The following is an 18,112-nucleotide window of genomic DNA, read 5'->3' as shown; positions in this document are numbered from 1 at the left end:
CCGAACGAAGCGACGCCGGAGGTGACCGGTCGTGGGTCTGCTGAGGTACGCGATCAGACGATTCCTGCAGGCCATTCCGGTCGTCATCGGCATCGTGACGATCACGTTCCTGTTGACCGACGCCATTCCCGGCGACCCGGTCAGCATCATGCTCGGGCCGTCGCCGAGCGCCGAACAGGCGGCGGAGATACGCGCGAAGTACGGACTGGACCGGCCGCTGTACGTCAGGTACTTCAACTACCTGGCGGACGTCCTCCTCCACGGGGACCTCGGACGGAGCCTCTACTACAACGTGCCGGTCTCGCAGAAGATCATGGAGCGAGCGCCGGTGACGATACTGTTGCTCCTGTCGAGTTACGCGTTCGCCATCGCGGCCGCCATTCCGCTCGGCATTATCTCCGCGAAGCGACGGAACCAGCCCACCGACCACGTCTCCCGCGTCGTCGCGCTCGTCGGCGTGAGTACGCCGTCGTTCTGGATCGGCCTGATGCTCATCATCGTCTTCGCGTACCACATCAACGTGCTTCCCGCCACGGGACTCGTCCTGCCGTGGGCGGCCCCCGCTTCGGTGGAAGGCGCACAGACGCAACTCGACGTGGTCGTCGCCTCGATAGAGCACCTGCTCTTGCCGACGCTCTCGCTGGGGACGCTCCAGATGGCGGCGATCATGCGCATCGAGCGCTCCTCGATGCTCGAGGTGCTCGGACAGGACTACGTTCGGCTGGCCCGCGCGTACGGCATCCCGGAGCGGACGATCGTCACCAAGCACGCGTTCCGGAACGCACAGCTTCCGGTCATCACCGTCGTCGGCCTCCAGCTGACCTCGATACTCGGGGGAGCGGTGCTGACCGAGACGGTGTTCAACATCAACGGCATGGGCCGGCTCATCATCACCGCGATAAACAACCAGGACTTCCAGCTCGTGATGGGGACGACGTTCGTGTTCGGACTGACGTTCGTCGTCGGGGTCGTCCTGACCGACCTCTCGTACGCGTACGTCGACCCGCGAGTGTCCTACGACGAGGCGGATTGACATGGCAACAGGCGAAACCCAGTCGGACGATTTCGTCACGCGCGAATCGGAGCGAGAACTCGGCGAGGAGCGCGAGGAAGTCGAATCGCGAGTCGGATGGCGGTACACCGTCCGGCAGGTCAAACGGGACACGACCGCCCGCATCGGACTGTACATCATCGGTTTCATGACGGCGATGGCCGCGTTCGCGTTCGTCGACTCCCAGGTCCTCGACTACGCGGTCGCCGAGGCGGTCTGGTACAATCCCAACCACGACCCGGCGAATCCGAAGATGCTCTATCCGCCGGTGGGTATCGAGAACGTGTACGGGACGGGGTCGTGGGCGCATCCGCTCGGCACCGACCACCGCGGCCGCGACATACTGGTTCGGCTGGTGTACGGGTCGCGCATCGCCATCCAGGTGGGCATCATCTCGACCGTCATCGGCATGGTCGTCGGGACGCTCGTCGGTGCGGTCGCGGGCTACTACGGCGACTGGATCGACGACGCGCTCATGCGCGTGGTCGAGACGCTGTACGCCATCCCGTTCCTCGTGCTGGTCATCGCGTTCATGGCCGCGTTCGGCCGCGACCTCACGTTCGCGATGATAGGCGTCGGCATTACGACGATTCCGGTGTTCGCCCGCCTCATCCGTTCGCGCGTCGTCAGCGTCCGCGAGGAAGACTACGTCGAGGCCGCTCGCGCAGCGGGCGTCCGCGACCGCAACATCATCCTCAGACACGTCATTCCGAACAGCTTCGCGCCGGTGCTCGTGCAGGCGACGCTCCAGGTCGGCATCAGCATCCTCATCGTCGCCGGTCTCTCGTTCCTCGGGTTCGGCGCCCAGCCGCCCACGCCGTCGTGGGGCCAGATGCTGTCCCAGTCGCGCGGGTTCATGCTTCCCGACCCGTGGTTCAGCGTCTGGCCGGGCATCGCCATCCTCGTCACCGTGATGGGGTTCAACCTGCTCGGCGACGGCCTCCGCGACGCGCTGGACCCACGCATCAAGAACTAACCATGACGGAACCACTGCTACGAGTCGACGACCTCAGCACCCACTTCTACACGGAGGGGGGCGTCGTCCGCGCGGTCGACGGAGTGTCGTTCACGGTCGAGGAGGGCGAAATCGTCGGACTGGTCGGCGAGAGCGGCGCGGGCAAGAGCGTCGCGGTCGCCTCCGTCCTCCGCCTCATCGAGGCACCCGGCGAAATCGTCGGCGGCGAGGTCCGGTTCCGGGACGAACTCCTGTTCGGCGTCGAGGAGGGACCGGACGGCGAGTTACGCCCCCGGGAGGCGATGCTGTCGAACCGCGAGATGCGCCAGCAGATCCGAGGCAACGAGATAGCCATCATCTTCCAGGACCCGATGGAGAGCCTGAATCCGGTGTTCACCGTCGGCGGTCAGCTCCGCGAGGTGATCGAACTCAACCGGGGGCTGGACGAACGCGCGGCGAAAGCGGAGGCGATACGGATGCTCCGCGAGGTCGGCATCCCCGAACCCGAGGAGCGGTACGACAGCTACCCCCACCAGTTCAGCGGCGGGATGCGCCAGCGAGTCCTCATCGCGATGGCGCTGTCGTGCGAGCCGAGCCTCATCATCGCCGACGAGCCGACCACCGCGCTCGACGTGACCGTCGAGGGACAGATCATCGAACTCGTCGACGAACTCCAGTCGAAGTACGGAACGAGCTTCGTCTGGGTGACCCACGACATGGGCGTCGTCGCCGAGATCTGCGACCGGGTGAACGTGATGTATCTCGGCGAGGTCGTCGAACAGGCGGCGGTCGACGACCTCTTCTACGACACGAAACACCCCTACACCGAGGCGTTGCTCGACTCGATTCCTCGGCCCGACCAGACGATAGAGGAGCTGAATCCCATCAGCGGCGTGATGCCGGAGGCCATCGACCCGCCGCCGGGGTGTCGCTTCCACACGCGCTGTCCGGACGCACGCGAAGCGTGTACGCGCGTCCATCCCGACCTCCGTTCGGTGACCGACGAGGACGAACCCCACCGTGCGGCCTGCATCAAACACGACGCCTTCGACGTGGACTACTGGCAGAGCGACCCGATCGAGAACGAGACGCGTCGGCGATTCGACGACGACCTCGTCGCCGAGGGGGAGAGACGATGAGCGACGCCGCCACGCCATCGTCCACGGGCGAAGTGGACGACGGCGAGGAACCGCTCGTCCGGGTCGACGGCCTGACGAAGCACTTCTCGAACCAGCAGGGCATGCTCGCGGGGCTGACGGTCGACGGCGACGGGGACGGTTTCCCGGTGCGGTTCGACCGACAGAGCGTACGGGCTGTGGAGGACGTGAGCTTCGACATCCGGCGTGGCGAGACGCTCGGGCTGGTCGGCGAGTCCGGCTGTGGCAAGTCCACGCTGGCCCGCACGATTCTCAGGCTCCTCGAACCGACGGCCGGGAGCGTGTACTTCAAGGGCGAGGACGTGGCGTCGATGGATGGCGAACGGTTGCGCTCGCGGCGCGCCGACATGCAGATGATATTCCAGGACCCCCAGTCGAGTCTCGACCCGCGGATGAAGGTCGGTCGAATCGTCGAGGAACCGCTGAAGGCCCACGGGATGCTGGACGAGGAGGGACGCGAGGACCACGCCCGGGAACTGCTCGAGAAGGTCGGACTCGACCAGCAACACTACAACCGCTACCCACACGAGTTCTCCGGCGGCCAGCGCCAGCGCATCAACCTGGCCCGGGCGCTGTCGGTCGAACCCGACTTCATCGTCTGCGACGAACCGGTGTCGGCACTCGACGTGTCGATACAGGCCCAGGTGCTGAACACGATGCGTCGCCTCCAGCGCGAGTTCGGACTGACCTACCTGTTCATCGCGCACGACCTGAGCGTCATCCGGCACATCTCCGACCGCGTGGCCGTGATGTATCTCGGCCAGCTGGTCGAACTCGCCGACAAGGAGGAACTGTTCGAGAACCCACAGCATCCGTACACGCGGGCGCTGCTCGACTCGATTCCGGTTCCGGACCCGCGCGAGACCGGAACGCGCGGCGTACTGGAAGGCGACGTGCCGAGTCCCATCGACCCGCCGTCGGGGTGTCGGTTCCGCACCAGATGTCCCCGGCTCATCGCGCCGCCCGAGTACGACCTCGCCGACGAGGAGTGGGCGAACGTCCGACGGTTCGTGCGGGCGGTCGACCGGCGGTCGTTCGACGTCGACGAGACGGACATCACCGAGACGTTCTTCGCCGACGTCACACCCCGGGGGGCCGCCGGACGCATCGTCGACGAGGCTATCGACCGCGTGCTGGCCGGCGACTGGGAGGCGGCGAGCGAACTGCTGAACGAGTCGTTCGCCGAGCGGAGCATCTGCGCCCGCGAAGAACCCGACTACGAGGTGCCGTCGGAGTACGGCGGCCGCCACTTCGCGGCCTGTCACCTTCACCGGTGAGGCTCTCCCGACTCGGAACGGCGGACGTCGCTCCCCGGCGCACGACGGTCGACGACGACGGTCGTCGCGTCGCTCGGCCGTCGGCCGTCGGTCGCCACGAAGGCGGCGATCTCGTGCTCGCCCGGCTCCGCGTCCTCTCGCTCCTGCTCGCCCGCTCGCTCGAACCGCGCGTCCCACGTCCGGCGGAATCGCTTGCGCTCGCGGGGTCGGAAGACGAACTCGGCGGACGTCGCCCGGTGGTACCGGGGTTCGTCGCTCGCTTCGAGCAGGCCGTCGACCGACCACCCCCACAGGCGGAGGCCGGGCGTCGAGACGGAGACGGGCACCGGCAGGCGGTTGCGGAACTCGATGTCTATCGCGACCGTGTCGCCCGGCCGATAGCGACGGTGGTCGGTCGCGACGCTGACGGTAACCGCCCGGCGCGCGAGCGACTGCGGAACGAGCGCCCCGAGCGCCGACGCGAGGTAGTTGCGCCCCGGAAACCCGAAACGGTCGTCGTCAGCGTCGTCCATGCGTGTTCAGTGGAACGTTCGGGCGAGAGCGACGGTCGTCCGTCGCGTCGCACTGGCTGTCCCCACCGTCCGATGGTTCACCGGTACCACGGTCCCGTGCCAGTCAAATCTTCCGGGGCGGAGTCGAACGCGAACGCGAGAGCGGACGCTCACGAGGACCGGTGTCGACCGGGTCAGTCCACCGGCCGGTGGTCGAGCGCCGTTATCCTCGCGCGCCAGTAGGGGAGGTTCCCGTCCGGCAGGTTCCACTCCACCTCCGCGTCGACGGGGACGAACATCCCGTTTCTGTGCCGGTAGTTCCTGAAGTAGCCCGTCCACCGGGTCGGCTCGAAGCCATCGTCGACCCGCCGGTAACGGTCCTCGGCGACGACGCGCTCGACCGTGTTCCGGTCGTCGAAGTGGAAGACCAGCGAGACCGTGGTTCCGTCGTGGTCGAGCGTCGCCCGCGCCGACCGCTCGTCGATGGGCTCCCACTCGACGCCCTCGGTCGGCAAGAGGGCCGTCGGGAACCAGACGCTCTCGGCGAGATACCGCATCAGCTCTCCGGCGTTCGTCTCCGGGGACGGTTCGGCCTCGGCCACCGTGACGGCCGAGAGAAGTCGGGCGCGAAGCGACCCCTCGCCGTCCCTGTACTGGTCGACGACGCGAACCGGGACGAGCGGCGCCATCGCTACCGTGGCGTCCCAGACGAACCCCGGGGGGTCGACGGTGTAGTGCTGGGTCGCTTCGAGCGTTCTCCACGGCGCGTCCGCGTCGCCGAGCCGGAACTGGCCGCGCTGCTCCAGCCGGACCGTCCGAACGTACGGCTGGCCCTCTTCGAGCACGGTGTCGAAGTACCGCCGTACGGGGGGCGGTAGCCCCTCGACGTCGTCCCTCGTGAACGCGCGCTCCGAGCGAGCGTCGGCGGCTCCCAGCAGTTCCTCGACGAGTCTGGCACGGGAGCGCTCCAGTCGGAGCTTGCCGACGAGGACGCCGGCCAGGAGCGCGACGAGTCCCCCGAGGACCGCCCGCAGCGAGACCGACGTTCGAACTCCCTCCCCTCCGACGTCCGCGTCTGGCAGGTCAATCGATACCATCGTAAGTCCCGTCTACTCCGTCTCCCTCGCGTCGGATATACCCCGTAGTCGGTTCTCGCCCGCTACGAACCACCTCCGTCCCGGCCGGACGAAAGGACGGCGTGGTCCCCGCGCCGACGGCTACCGGGAACGGCGTCGGACGAGCCACGATCGGAACCGATATGATCGGGGGCCGCGAGGTTCGGGCTCCATGACGAGCAGCGACACCGAAGCCCGGGGGGACGTCGACCTCGACGTCGGTTTCACCCTCGGTCTCGACCTGCCGTTCGAGAGGAGCGTCGAGTGGGCCGCCGACGTCGGGTTCGAGTTCGTGGAACTACTGCTCGACGGCCGGTACGCCCGCGAGCGCATCGCCGACCGACGTGACGCGATGCGGGGGACGCTCGCCGACGCCGGAGTCGGCCTCGTCGTTCACCTCCCGTTCACCGTCGACCCCGGGTCGCCGTTCACCCCCGTCCGGGACGGCGCCGTCGCCGAGTTCACCGCCGGCATGGACTTCGCGGCCGGTCTGGGCGCGGAGACGGTCGTGTTTCATCCCTCCTCGGACGCCTGGGAGCTCGGCTGGACCGAGTCCGAGCGCCGGGAGTTCGTCCACGCGAGCCTCGACGAGCTGATTCCCGCGGCTCGCGAACGCGGGCTGGTTCCCTGCGTCGAGAACGTCGTCTCCAGTTACTACGACGCCACCGCGTTCCCGGAACTGCTGGAGCGGTACCCCGACGCGTCGATGACGTTCGACACCAGCCACGCGCTGCTCGCCGGGATGGACGAGACCGAGATGGCGCGGTTCTGCCGCGAGCACGCCGACCGGATCGGACACCTCCACCTGGTCGACACCCGCGGCGGTGACGACGAGCATCTCCCCGTCGGGATGGGTCGCATCGACTTCGCGACGGTGTTCGCGGGTCTCGCGGACGCCGACTGGTCCGGCACGGCGACGCTGGAGGTCGGGACCGAGGACTACGACACCATCGCCCTCGGGAAGGACCACGTCGAGGAACTGCTGGCGGCCGTCTGACTCTCCTGCTCTCGTCTCCCGGCGGACGGCGACGGGCGTCTGCCCGCTATCGACCGGGTCACGGCGCCTTGATGTATCCGTACTCCAGCTCCTGGAGGCGTGCGAGTTCGCCGACGGCGGAGGGGACGGGTTCGACGCCGTCGATAAGGTCGTCTTTCGTCAGTCCCAGCGCCTCCATCGCGTTCCCGCAGGCGCGGAAGGCGACGCCGCGCTCCTGCAGCGACGTGACGAGGTCGTAGAACTCGTTGTCTTCAGTCGACGGCGTGTAGAGCGTGACGCCCTTGCCGTTCGCGACGAAGACGAGTTCCTTCACGGGGACCGTGTCGTCCTCGAGCAGGTTCTTCGCGTTGAGCAGCGCGTGGCGCTGGGCCTTGGTCTCGCCACTCGACAGGTGGACGACCGTCTTCGCGGGCGGCGACGGCCGGGGGTCGCCGGTACATCGGTCGCGCGTCGCACCGACCGATTCGCTCCCGAACAGGAGGGCGCTGACCGTTCCGACAGCCGAAACGAAGCTTCGTCGTTCCATACAGGATTTCTACATAGCAGACAGTACTAAAAGTTTCTTAAAAAATAATAAAACAAAAGGCTGTCACGCTCGCACCTTCAGGGTCGGCCGGATGCGTCGCTCAGGAGTCGACGGGCGTTCCCGGCGGAGGAACCGCCGGCCGGGACGACGCCCGTCAGTTCGCGGCGCAGTTGTTCGGGCCGAGTTCGAGGTCCTCGGCGTCGTCGTCGAGCGGTTCGTCGCCCCAGTTGATGTGTTTGATCCGCTGGTAGTTGTTGGGGGTGTCCGCGAGACTCTCGACGATGGTCTCGACGAACAGTTCCTCGTCGTCTTCTTCGACCAACTGGAACAGTTCGTTGTCGGTGGCGAGACGCTCGAGCGTCGTCGCGAGCGGACGGATCTCCTCGTCGCTGAAGTGGCCGGGGAGGACGACGGTGTCGTCGGGCAGGTCGGCGAGTCGCTGGAGGCTGTCGAAGAGGTCGTCCGCCGCCTCCCGAATCGCGTCCTCGCTACCGTCTTCGAGGTCGGGACGTCCGACGCTCCGGAGGAAGAGCGTGTCCCCCGACAGAATCGCGTCGCCGAACTCGAAGGATGCGCTCCCGGGCGTGTGGCCGGGCGTGTGCAGGACGTCGAGTTCGCGGTCGCCGACGGGTATCGTCTCCCCGTCCTCGAGCGGCGTGTACTCGTCGAGCGAACCGGAGTCGTCCTCGTGAAGGTAGTACGGCACGTCGAACCGATCGGCGATCTCTCGCCCGCCGCTGACGTGGTCGGCGTGGGCGTGCGTGTCGACCGCCCCGACGATTTCGAGGCCCCGTTCGTCGGCCATGTCGCCGTACTGCTCGACGTACTGGCTCGGGTCGACGACGAGCGCCTCGCCGTCGTCGAAGACGAGGTACGAGATGCAGCCGGTGCCCGGACGGACTATCTGGCTGACGCCGCGCTCGTCGACGTCGTAGGTCTGATGGACGCGCCCCCAGCCGCGCATCCCGTCGGTCATCGAACGCGCGTCGTACCCTCGCTCGTTCAGGAAGCCGGCGGCGTCGTCCGACGTGATTCCGCCGACGCAGACGACCGCGATCTCCTTGTCCTCGGGAATCTCGTCGAGCGCCGCTTCGAGGCCCGAGAAGTCCCCGTCGAGCAGTTCGTCGTAGATGGGAAGGTTGTGGCTTCCGCCGATGGCCCACTCCTCGTAATCGTCCTCGTTGCGGACGTCGAGGACGAACAGGTCGTCGTCGTCGCGTCGTTCGGCTACTTCGCTCGGAGCGATGTCGGCCGATCCGAATTTGGTATTGCTCATTCTGTACACTACTACTCACTCCCTACGTATAAAGGGTTCGCCCGATGAGAGGGTGGAGGAAAGACTGGATAGCGGTCGGAAAGGTGGAGATTCAGATGGGCAACGAAGGAGTATAGTGAGAAATTGGAATAACAGCGCGATGATTTCCCCGTCAGCCCTCACCGTCACCGCCGAACGCGACCGAGAGCACGGCGGTCAGTCCACCGTCGCGTCGGCGCGCCAGCGGGAGGCGAGTCGACCGGTGCCGAACTCACGACCGTCACCCGTCGAGCTTTCCGTTCAGGACCTTCGCCGCCGTCAGGACGGGGTCCCAGGTGGGACTGAACGGCGGGGCGTACGCGAGGTCGAGGTTCTGTAGCTCGGTGACCGTGAGGTCGGCGTGAAGCGCCGTGGCGACCGTGTCGACGCGTTTCACGCCCTCTCTTCCCACGACGCTCCCGCCGAGGACGCGTTCCGTCTCTCGGTCGGCGACGAGGGTCACGGTGAGGTCCTCGGCACCGGGGTAGTAGTGTGCTCGTGACGACGCCGTGATCTCGACCGAGACCGGGTCGAACCCGGCGTTGCGCGCCGTCGCCTCGTCGAGGATCCCCGTCCGTGCTGCGCCGAGGTCGAACGCCTTGACGATCGCCGTGCCGGCCGTCTCGCCCACCTCCGTCGGCGTTCCGGTCACCGTCTGGCCGATCGCACGGCCGGCGCGGTTGGCGGTCAGCGCCAGCGGGACGTGGTCCGGTTCGCCGGTGACGACGTTGGTCGTCTCCGCACAGTCTCCGGCCGCGTAGACGTCCTCGTAGTTCGTTCGCCCGTACTCGTCGGTGGCTATCGCGCCCGTCTCGCCGATCTCGATGCCGGCCCGTTCGGCGAGTTCGACGTTCGGCGCGACGCCCACGCCGACGACGACGATGTCCGCCGGCACCGTCTCGTCCGCCGTCTCGACGGCGGAGACCGCGCCGTCGCCGGCGAATCCCTCGACGGGCGTGTCGAGACGGAGGTCGACGTCCTGCTCCCGGAGGTGGTCCTCGACGGCGGTGGCGACCGTCTCGCCGAACGGCTGGAGGACGTGCGGCAGCATCTCGAACAGGTGGACGTCGAGTCCGCGTCCGGCGAGCGCCTCGGCCATCTCGATGCCCACGTAGCCGCCGCCGACGATCGCTGCCGTCTCCGGCGCGGCGTCGCCGACGTAGTCGTGAATCGCACCCGCTTCGTCCATGTCGTGGATGGTGAACACGCCGTCGCGGTCGAACCCCTCGAACGGCGGTTCGATCGCGCTGGCACCGGTCCCGACGATCAGGTGGTCGTAGGGCTGCTCGAACCGGTCTCCGTCCGCGGACACCGTCACGGTCCCTTCCTCCGGATTTATCGCGACGACCTCGTGGTTCGTCCGGACGTCGATGTCCCGTTCCGTCTGGAACTCTTCGGGGGTTATCTGGACGAGGTCGTCCAGCGACTCGACCTCCTCTTTCACGTAGTAGGGCATGCCGCACGCGGCGTACGACACCCAGTCGCCCTTCTCGAACGCGACGACGTCCAGGTCCGGATTCTCTCGCTTCGCCTTGCTGGCAGCGCTCATTCCGGCCGCGTCACCACCGACGACGACGAACGCATCGACCATACTGGGCGTACGTGGGGATACCGCTAATGACTGGTGGTAGTTCGCACCTCCCTGGAACAGCCGAAAGCGTGGAGATGGCCCGGCCCGTAGTTACGAGCATGAGCTCTGATTGGCAATCCCGCATCCGTCACAGACGCGAAGAGAAAGACGAGTACTTCGGCTCGAATCCCCACTCACCGATTCCGTCCGACGAACGCGAGTCGTTCGACGGGCTCTCGTACTATCCCGTCGACGAGGCGTACCGGTTCGAGCTGTCGCTCGACGAACACGACGACAGAGAGACGGTGACGGTCGGGACCAGCACCGGCGGCGAACAGGAGTATCTCCGCTGGGGCGAGTTCCGGTTCGAGGTGGACGGCGAGGCGGTCGCGCTCCAGGCGTACAAGAGCGACCCCGACGACGACCGACTGTGGGTTCCGTTCCGCGACGCGACCAGCGGCGAGGAGACCTACGGGGCGGGTCGCTACCTCGACCTGGAAGCCGCCAGCCACCGGACGGACGAGGAGACGTGGATTCTCGACCTCAACGAGGCGTACAACCCGACCTGTGCGTACTCGGAACAGTACGAGTGTCCCCTTCCGCCGACCGAGAACTGGCTCGACGTCCCCATCGAGGCGGGCGAGAAGACGTACCACTAGCTACCGCCACCTTCGCAGTGCACGCCGAGAACGGATTCGACGCCAGTCGAGCCTCGCTCTCCGGTGTCGACGTCGATAGAACGCTAGCGGGTCTCCGCGTCGAGTGCCGCGTCGTAACGCCTGGCGACGAGTTCGACCCACCCGAGTTTCAGCCCCATCGAGAGCGCCGTCGCGAGCGCCGCACGGACGGGCTTTCGGGCGTACGCGGCGGCCAGCGCGTAGGCGAACGCGGGCACGTTCACCGTGTTGAGGACGTTCGGCCACCCGAGTCCCAACGAACCGTTGCCCGCTTCGATCCACCACCGCTCTGCGCGCACCGCTCTCGTCATCCAGCTATCCGTGTCCGGGTCCGGCGGGCCGAACGCGACAGGATTGACGACGGTCGCGAGCACCGCCAGGGCGACCAGCCGCCGGTCCCGGCGATAGAGCGCGAACACCAACAGCGGCGAGACCAGCAGGCGCGACCAGCCGCTCTTCGGATTCGAGTGACGTTCCCAGAACGTGTCTTCGAGCCGACTGCGAAGCGGCGCGTCCGGTTCCGTGTCCATATCACCGCTACTACCGCCCCGACGATAACTCGTTCCGCCGTTTCGCCGCCGCTGCGGCGGACGCCGGCCCGGGAGGGCCGCCGTGTCAATCCTCGTTCGCGGCGTCGTCCGAACGCCGGCGTCCGACCCGCCGGCCGGTGGCGGTGGTTAATGAGGCTCGGACGCGTACGTCGTACGATGGTTGGGGGGTTTCAACCGACGGCGGGTATCGAGGCACAGCTGCTCACGCTTCTCGCCGTCTTCGCCATCGCGGGGGGCGTCGGCGTGCTCACGACGAAAGTCGTTCGCATCCCCTACACCGTTGGTCTCGTGCTCGCGGGACTGACGGTGTCCATCCTCGACCTTCCGCTGAGGACGCCGCTCTCGGGCGAACTCATCCTGCTCGTCGTTCTCCCGACGTTGATCTTCCAGAGCGCGATGAACATCGACACCGAACGGTTGCGCGAGAACGTCGGTCCAATCCTGGTGCTGGCGGTGGTCGGTCTCGTTCTCTCGGTCGGCGTCGTCGGCGTCGTCGGTGCGTCGGTGTTCGGACTCTCCGTCGCCGCGGCCCTCCTCCTCGGAGCGATGGCGATGCCGACCGACCCGGTTTCGGTCGTCGCCCTGTTCGACGAACTCGGCGCACCGGAACGCCTCTCGGTCCTCGTCGAAGGTGAGAGCATCCTGAACGACGGCGTCGCCATCGTGCTCTACTCGGTCGTCCTGTCCGTGCTGCTCGAGGCCCAGGCCGAAGGAGTCGCCGCCAGCGAGGTGGTCACGTCCGACCTTCTCGTCAGGGACGTCGGGTTCGGCATCGTGTTCGCTATCGTCGGCGGAACCCTCGTCGGCGGGGTCGCCGGCTACGTCGCGTATCGTCTCCTCGTTCTCGTCGACGACCCGATGACCGGTATCGTGTTCACCGTCGTGCTCGCCTACGGAGTGTACCTGCTCGCGGAGCACCTCGGCGTCAGCGGCGTCATCGCGACGCTCGGCGCGGGACTCGTCGTCGGGACTCACGGCCCCGGTGACGAGGTGAGCGCACGAACGCGGCTGACGCTCGGGACGGTCTGGGCGAGCGCGGCGTTCATCGCGAACACCGTCATCTTCGTCGCCATCGGGGTCGCCATCCCGCTCGACCTGCTCGCGCAGTACGCCGGGGAGATTCTGGTCGCCATGGTTCTCGTCTTCCTCGCGCGGGCCGTCGTCGTGTACCCGCTGATCGAGTTGACGAACAGGCGGCTGGCGGACCCGGTTCCGCGGTCGTACCAACACACCATCGTCTGGAGCGGCATCCACGCCTCCGTCCCCATCGCTCTCGTCCTCGGGCTTCCGGAGCGCCTTCCCGCTGGACTGCGAGAGGAACTCGCCGCGCTCGTCTTCGGCGTCGCGGCTATCACGCTGGTCGTCAACGGACTCACCGTGGCGAGACTCATCGAGCACCTCGGTATCGTCAGGACGTCCGCGGCGGAACGGCGCTACGAACTGCTGATGGGGCGCCTCCACGGCGTCGACGCCGCACTCGCGGGCGCCCGGGAGCTTCACGAACGGGACGACATACCCACCGAGTTCTACGAGAGTATCGTCAGCCGGTACGCGGACCGGAAGCGGCGGCTGGAAGACGACGTCGCTGACCTGCTCGACGAACATCCTCATCTGCGCGAGCGAGAGGCGCTCGCCGCGGAGAGCCAGATCACTCGTCGCGAGATTCTCGGCATCAAGACGGCGATGGAACGGGGAATCGTCAGCACCGACGTCGGCAACCGTCTCCTCGAAGAGACGGAACGGAGACTCGAACGCGTCGCCGACGACCAGCGCGCGCTCGATGCCGATTCCCTGGACGGCGAAAGGGGACGGGTGCCGGTGCCCCCCGAGCTCGAGGCCGACGACGAGCACTCGGCGGACTCGTCAGTAGACGACGACCGGCGAGGTGACCCGGATTCGTGAAACGCCCGGCTCCGAACGGTCTTGCTGTCGTTCACCACGTCGGGTCGAACTGGTTCCTGACGGGGCTGTGGGTTCGCGAGTTCGCGGTCTCCGAGGCGCGTCCGGCGGAGGGTGTTCTCGTTACAGTCGGCCCTCGCCGAACGGTCGGCACGCCGCTTTCATCGCCGCTCGCTTCGAAAAGGTCAGCAGCATTCCGAGGCCGACGACGCCGGCCGCGAGTGCGGAGTGCTGGACGTACCACGGAGCGTCCTCTATTCGCAGTACGGTGTACGCCGACAGTACGAGGAACAGTCCGGCCAGCGAGAGCAGCGTCTCCCCGACCCGCGTTTGATACCAGCTCACGGGGTCCAACGCCCCATCCGTCAAAGCACCACTCTCTCCCATCGTTACCACCGGTTCGACGTACAGTATAATACCATATGAATCTATACTTGATGTTCATAAAGGGATTGAACGTTCTCCGCTCCGAGCGTCGTCGAACGACTCACCCTCCGGTGTCGAGCACCGTCTCGTAGACGTGCTGGAGACGGTCGCCCATCCGAGAGAGGCTCACCTCTTTCGCGGCCGTCCGACCGTTCGACGGGCGCGGAGCGGAGAGGACATCGACGAGGCCGGTCACCAGTTCGGCATCGGACTGACAGACGTACGAGGGGGAGACGCCCGACAGTCGTTCGCGAACGTCACCGACGTCCGTCGCGACCACCGGAAGATTGCAGGCGAGCGCCTCCTTGACCGCGTTCGGCGAGCCCTCCCAGCGCGACGTCACGAGGAGGACGTCCGCCGCGTTCATGTACAGCGGCATGCGCTCGTGTGGAACGTCGAAGACGGTCTGGATCTCTATCGGTACGTCGGCGTCGAGATACTCCCGTGCAGCGGCGACGACCCGCTCGGCGCGCGGATAGTTCTTCACCTCGCGATGCGGTGGGTACGGGTAGAGGACGTGTCTGTTCGCGGGGTCCCAGCGTACCGCGGCTTGCGCCTCCTCCTGTGGCATCGGACGGAACTGGTCGGTGTCGACGCCGTGGGGCACGACGTAGCAGTCCTGGTCGAGTTCGCGTGCCATCGCCTGCGACATGACGACGACCGCGTCGCACCAGCGGGAACAGAGCTTGCTCACCCAGCCGTACTTTCCGAACAGGTCCGTCCCCCAGAGCGAGAGCACCACCGGCAAGTGTGTCTGTGCGAGCGCGAACGGCGCCGTCAACCCGTAGTTAGCGTGGACGAGGTCGTAGGAGTCGGGCACGTGCGCTCGCACCCGCGGATAGAACCGGAGATAATCCACCACGGACCTGTTCCCCGCCACTTCTTCGCGGACGTGTTCCCCCGGCGGCGTTATCGTCGTACAAGCGGTGTCGTTCGCTTCGAGCGCCTCTATCTGCTTGCGGTAGAACGCGTCGTTTGCACTCGCGACGAGCTGCAGGGCTCTCATCGGGCCTGTCACCTCCTCCGTGGTACCGCACGCCTGAACGCTGGTTTCTGCACGGTCGGAGTGTCGCGCTCACCGAGTTTTGTTATATGTAACTTATCGGTAGTTATCGTCGTTAGGAGAGGTGCGGTGAATTTAGTCCGACGACAGAGATAGACGATTATGGTGCGTTAGCCACGGCCGATACTTCCTCTCCACCGGCAGTTCGTAGCTACGGGGGACTGTCCGTCCGCGAACCGGGTCGGACTCGAACGGCCCCTCCCCGGTCGGTGTCGTCCATACCCACGTCCGGACCGGCAGGTCGAGCGGTCGGAACCGACCGCGTTCGAAACTACCTGTGGTACCTCCGCGGAGGAGACTCGTTCGACGTGCCGAGAGCGACGGCCCACCGACGCGGTTGCGAGGCGTTCGGTGCAGTCCCTCGTACCGCTCGCTGATGACCAATCCGGTCCCGCGAGACCGCACCGGCGTTTCCTCTCTCGACGGACGAACGCGGTCAGGGCGTCCCTACTACGGCCCTCTGACGCCACACGCTCTCGCATACGCCCGGTGTACCCCGCCGAAGCACGACCATAACAAAGCCGTAACCCGGCGTCGTGGCGGGTGGCTTTCGTTACCATGACGGCTTTACTACCGACGGGCGACCTTTCTGGATCGAGCGACCGCGACGACGGCTGCGATACGGTCACCGACGGCGGTGAGAGGCTCGGATGACGGGCGTCGTCACGCTCAGCGTCGAAATCGAACTCGGATGGGGCTATCACGACCTCGACCACGACGGCCGCGTGAGCGAAGACCGCGACCAGGAGGACGTCGCGCTCGACAGGCTTCTGGACCGCTGTGACGAACTCGACGTTCCGTTCACGTTCGACGTGGTCGGACACCTGTTCCAGGACCGGCGGCCGGCGTACGACTCGCCCCATCCCGATGGCTGGTTCGACGGCGTCCCGGACGGTCCCGACCCGGCGTTCTACGCCCCTGACATGATAGAGCGGATCAAGCGGACCGACGTCGACCACGAGCTCTGCACGCACACGTACTCTCACACCCTCTGTTCGCAGGTCGACCCCGACGTGGTCGCGTGGGACCTCCAGCGGGCGGCCGACGCCCACCGTGCGGCGGGCGAACCGGCACCCGTCTCGCTGGTCCCGCCTCGTCACTCGCCACCGCCGCGGGACGTCTTGCGCGACGCCGGCATCGAGATCGTTCGGACGGTCGGCTACGACCGCGAACCGAAGCGGGTTCACAAACTCCGTCGCCTGCTGTTCGAACCGCCGCCGCCGAAAGCGCCGCGTCTGGTCGACGGCGTCGTCGAGACGTACTGCGCGCCGTTTACGACGCTGACCGCGTCGTCGCTGGCCTCGGGGTCGGAACCACCGCTAGCGATGTTCCGCTGTGTCCCCCGCCGACTCCGCCAGCGTCTCCACGAGCGCTATCTGACGCGAGCGGTCGAGACGGCGGCCGAGCAGGACTCGTACACGCACCTCTGGTGTCACCTCCACGACATGGCGAACGATTCCCAGTGGCCCCCCATCCGGTCGTTCCTCGGGACGCTCGCCGAACTGCGTGACCGCGGCGCGGTCGAGGTCCTGCCGATGGTGGCGCTCAACGACCGCGTCCGCGACCGGACCGGCGAGACCGACCGGCAGTCCGACGACCTCGTCGTTCAGTCCGTGAAGACACCGTGAAGACTGACGCTCGCCCGGCCCGTGAGTCCCCCACGAGACCCTCCCCGAGGGGTCTGGCGTACGCTCGCTCTTCCAGCGTTTGCGCCGCCGGCCCCCGTGCCGTCCGACCGTCGAGTTACGGGCCGTCCGTCCAGCACGCCCGACGCCGAGACGTATACCAGAGATAACACTTTAGTAGCTGGCTGCCGTGTCCGTTCGAGAATGAGCCAGCACACCTCTCGCCGGCAGTTCCTGGCTCTGGGGGTCGGCACCGTCGTCGGGGGACTGCCCAGCGACACCGCACTTCAGAGCGTCGACGCCGAACGGGACGATACGTCCGGGACGCAATCCGGCGACGCGAGGAGCCAGATCCTGACCAACCTGCCGAACGCCGACGGGCCAGTCGCCCTGCGCGGTGCTATCTACGTTCCGGCGCGGGCGTTCAACCGGTACCAGATGTGGAAGGACTACGACCGCGCGGTCATCGAGCGCGACCTGGGGTACGCGGCCCGCCTGAACCTCAACGCCATCCGGACGTGGATGAGTTACGCATACTGGCTCGAAGACCCCGAGGGCCACGAGGACCGACTCGAACACTTCCTTGACGCCGCCGCCGACCGCGACATGCGCGTGGTCCTCGGCCTCCACGACAGCGTCGGACGCGAACCGACGTACGAGAACCTGATCGACGACGACCCGCTCACGGGCGTCCACACGTTCTCGCCCGCGACCCGGACGATGCGAAACGAGCGGCTCTGGACGAAGCCGCGGGAGTACATCCGGTGGTTCATGCAGCGGTATCGCAGCGACTCGCGGCTGCTGGCCATCGAGTTGACCAACGAACCGGGGTGGGACCGGAAGGACGTCGAGTTCATGGCGAAGATGGCGAAGACGCTCACGGCTTACCGGGGCGACCTGCCGCTGACGGTGGGGGCGACGAGCCTCACGAACAACACCCGCTATCTCGACTGGGGGATGGACATCCTGCAGTTCCACTACAACTTCGCACAGACGCCCGCCCAGTATCGTCGGACGCTCCGACTGGCGAACCGTATCGCGAGCCAGGTCGACGCCCCCGTCTGGCTGTCGGAGTGGCAGCGCATCCGCCCCGGTGAGGGGTTCTTCGCGAACGTGGACGAGGAGTCTGCGGTCCCCGACTACTCCTCGCTGGCGCCGATAATCGCGGACGCGGGCATCGGCAACTTCTTCTGGTCGCTGATGGTCAAACCGGCGTACTCGGTCCGCCTCCGGCGGATGGGCGTCATCAACGGCCTCTTCCACGAGGACGGGGCGGTCTGGAGCAAGGACGACGCCAGCGCCATCAAGGCCATGTCCGGCGACCCGACGTTCGAGGGACGCGAGCGACGCGAGTTCCCGGAGTGGGCCGCGAAGATCAAGCCCGGCCGACGTGACGTCGAGTTGCCGGGGACGGAGTACCCCCGGTGAGGCTGCGACG

General features: G+C 66.9%; 17 protein-coding genes. 9 read left to right on the top strand and 8 right to left on the bottom strand.

Annotated features, from left to right (window positions below; all coding sequences use genetic code 11):
• Positions 1-31: 31 nt before the first annotated feature.
• Genes ACTF4R_RS18140 through ACTF4R_RS18125 form a run of 4 tightly spaced genes read left to right on the top strand, consistent with a single transcriptional unit; the run spans position 32 to position 4,440 of the window.
• A complete protein-coding gene (locus ACTF4R_RS18140) occupies positions 32-1,033 on the top strand; it encodes an ABC transporter permease (RefSeq protein ID WP_440009408.1) in 1,002 nt (333 codons plus the stop codon).
• Between the two features lies 1 nt (position 1,034).
• Positions 1,035-2,027 carry an ABC transporter permease gene (locus tag ACTF4R_RS18135; RefSeq protein ID WP_440009407.1) on the top strand — a complete coding sequence of 331 codons (993 nt, stop codon included), beginning with the start codon at positions 1,035-1,037 and terminating at the stop codon, positions 2,025-2,027.
• Between the two features lie 2 nt (positions 2,028-2,029).
• Entirely contained in the window at positions 2,030-3,145 is a 1,116-nt protein-coding gene (locus ACTF4R_RS18130) for an ABC transporter ATP-binding protein (RefSeq protein ID WP_440009404.1), read from the top strand.
• Positions 3,142-4,440: an ABC transporter ATP-binding protein gene (locus ACTF4R_RS18125; RefSeq protein ID WP_440009402.1), complete on the top strand. Its 1,299-nt coding sequence runs from the start codon at positions 3,142-3,144 to the stop codon at positions 4,438-4,440. The genes ACTF4R_RS18130 and ACTF4R_RS18125 overlap by 4 nt, the downstream gene beginning before the upstream one ends.
• Here ACTF4R_RS18125 and ACTF4R_RS18120 read toward each other — a convergent pair.
• Together ACTF4R_RS18120 and ACTF4R_RS18115 are read right to left on the bottom strand one after the other, a co-directional pair.
• Positions 4,431-4,952, bottom strand: a complete 522-nt coding sequence (locus ACTF4R_RS18120) for a DUF7974 family protein (RefSeq protein WP_440009400.1) — start codon at positions 4,950-4,952, stop codon at positions 4,431-4,433. The two genes, ACTF4R_RS18125 and ACTF4R_RS18120, sit on opposite strands and share 10 nt — an antisense overlap.
• 173 nt (positions 4,953-5,125) lie before the next feature.
• Complete coding sequence (locus ACTF4R_RS18115; RefSeq protein WP_440009398.1) at positions 5,126-6,028, bottom strand: DUF6920 family protein; 903 nt, start codon at positions 6,026-6,028, stop codon at positions 5,126-5,128.
• A gap of 190 nt (positions 6,029-6,218) precedes the next feature.
• On the opposite strand from ACTF4R_RS18115, the gene ACTF4R_RS18110 reads away from it, so the two are divergent.
• Positions 6,219-7,043: a sugar phosphate isomerase/epimerase family protein gene (locus ACTF4R_RS18110; RefSeq protein ID WP_440009395.1), complete on the top strand. Its 825-nt coding sequence runs from the start codon at positions 6,219-6,221 to the stop codon at positions 7,041-7,043.
• A gap of 58 nt (positions 7,044-7,101) precedes the next feature.
• Here ACTF4R_RS18110 and ACTF4R_RS18105 read toward each other — a convergent pair whose 3' ends face one another.
• The 3 genes from ACTF4R_RS18105 to ACTF4R_RS18095 all read right to left on the bottom strand — a co-directional run bounded on the left by ACTF4R_RS18105 (position 7,102) and on the right by ACTF4R_RS18095 (position 10,454).
• On the bottom strand, positions 7,102-7,569 hold the full coding sequence (locus ACTF4R_RS18105; RefSeq protein ID WP_440009393.1) for a DsrE family protein: 468 nt from the start codon (positions 7,567-7,569) through the stop codon (positions 7,102-7,104).
• Positions 7,570-7,723: 154 nt separating this feature from the next.
• Positions 7,724-8,845, bottom strand: a complete 1,122-nt coding sequence (locus tag ACTF4R_RS18100; RefSeq protein WP_440009390.1) for an MBL fold metallo-hydrolase — start codon at positions 8,843-8,845, stop codon at positions 7,724-7,726.
• A 259-nt stretch (positions 8,846-9,104) separates the two neighbouring features.
• On the bottom strand, positions 9,105-10,454 hold the full coding sequence (locus ACTF4R_RS18095) for an FAD-dependent oxidoreductase (protein ID WP_440009388.1): 1,350 nt from the start codon (positions 10,452-10,454) through the stop codon (positions 9,105-9,107).
• A 98-nt stretch (positions 10,455-10,552) separates the two neighbouring features.
• Here ACTF4R_RS18095 and ACTF4R_RS18090 point away from each other — a divergent pair, with 98 nt between their 5' ends.
• Positions 10,553-11,092 (top strand): DUF1684 domain-containing protein, encoded by a 540-nt coding sequence (locus tag ACTF4R_RS18090; RefSeq protein WP_440009385.1) that lies wholly within the window; start codon positions 10,553-10,555, stop codon positions 11,090-11,092.
• A gap of 83 nt (positions 11,093-11,175) precedes the next feature.
• Here ACTF4R_RS18090 and ACTF4R_RS18085 read toward each other — a convergent pair whose 3' ends face one another.
• Positions 11,176-11,640, bottom strand: a complete 465-nt coding sequence (locus ACTF4R_RS18085; RefSeq protein ID WP_440009383.1) for a DUF6653 family protein — start codon at positions 11,638-11,640, stop codon at positions 11,176-11,178.
• A 177-nt stretch (positions 11,641-11,817) separates the two neighbouring features.
• On the opposite strand from ACTF4R_RS18085, the gene ACTF4R_RS18080 reads away from it, so the two are divergent.
• Complete coding sequence (locus ACTF4R_RS18080) at positions 11,818-13,563, top strand: cation:proton antiporter (RefSeq protein ID WP_440009381.1); 1,746 nt, start codon at positions 11,818-11,820, stop codon at positions 13,561-13,563.
• 120 nt (positions 13,564-13,683) lie between these two features.
• Here ACTF4R_RS18080 and ACTF4R_RS18075 read toward each other — a convergent pair whose 3' ends face one another.
• Together ACTF4R_RS18075 and ACTF4R_RS18070 are read right to left on the bottom strand one after the other, a co-directional pair.
• Positions 13,684-13,947, bottom strand: coding sequence for a hypothetical protein (locus ACTF4R_RS18075; protein WP_440009379.1), 264 nt, complete (start codon positions 13,945-13,947; stop codon positions 13,684-13,686).
• A gap of 100 nt (positions 13,948-14,047) precedes the next feature.
• A complete protein-coding gene (locus ACTF4R_RS18070) occupies positions 14,048-14,992 on the bottom strand; it encodes a glycosyltransferase (RefSeq protein ID WP_440009377.1) in 945 nt (314 codons plus the stop codon).
• Positions 14,993-15,699: 707 nt separating this feature from the next.
• Between ACTF4R_RS18070 and ACTF4R_RS18065 the strand changes: the two genes are divergently transcribed.
• Entirely contained in the window at positions 15,700-16,677 is a 978-nt protein-coding gene (locus ACTF4R_RS18065) for a polysaccharide deacetylase family protein (RefSeq protein WP_440009375.1), read from the top strand.
• 201 nt (positions 16,678-16,878) lie between these two features.
• On the top strand, positions 16,879-18,102 hold the full coding sequence (locus ACTF4R_RS18060) for a cellulase family glycosylhydrolase (RefSeq protein WP_440009373.1): 1,224 nt from the start codon (positions 16,879-16,881) through the stop codon (positions 18,100-18,102).
• Positions 18,103-18,112 lie beyond the last annotated feature (10 nt).

This window comes from Halomicrococcus pelagicus, from assembly GCF_051917725.1.
Classification (GTDB): Archaea; Halobacteriota; Halobacteria; order Halobacteriales; family Haladaptataceae; genus Halomicrococcus.
This window is presented reverse-complemented; position numbering and strand designations above follow the sequence as displayed.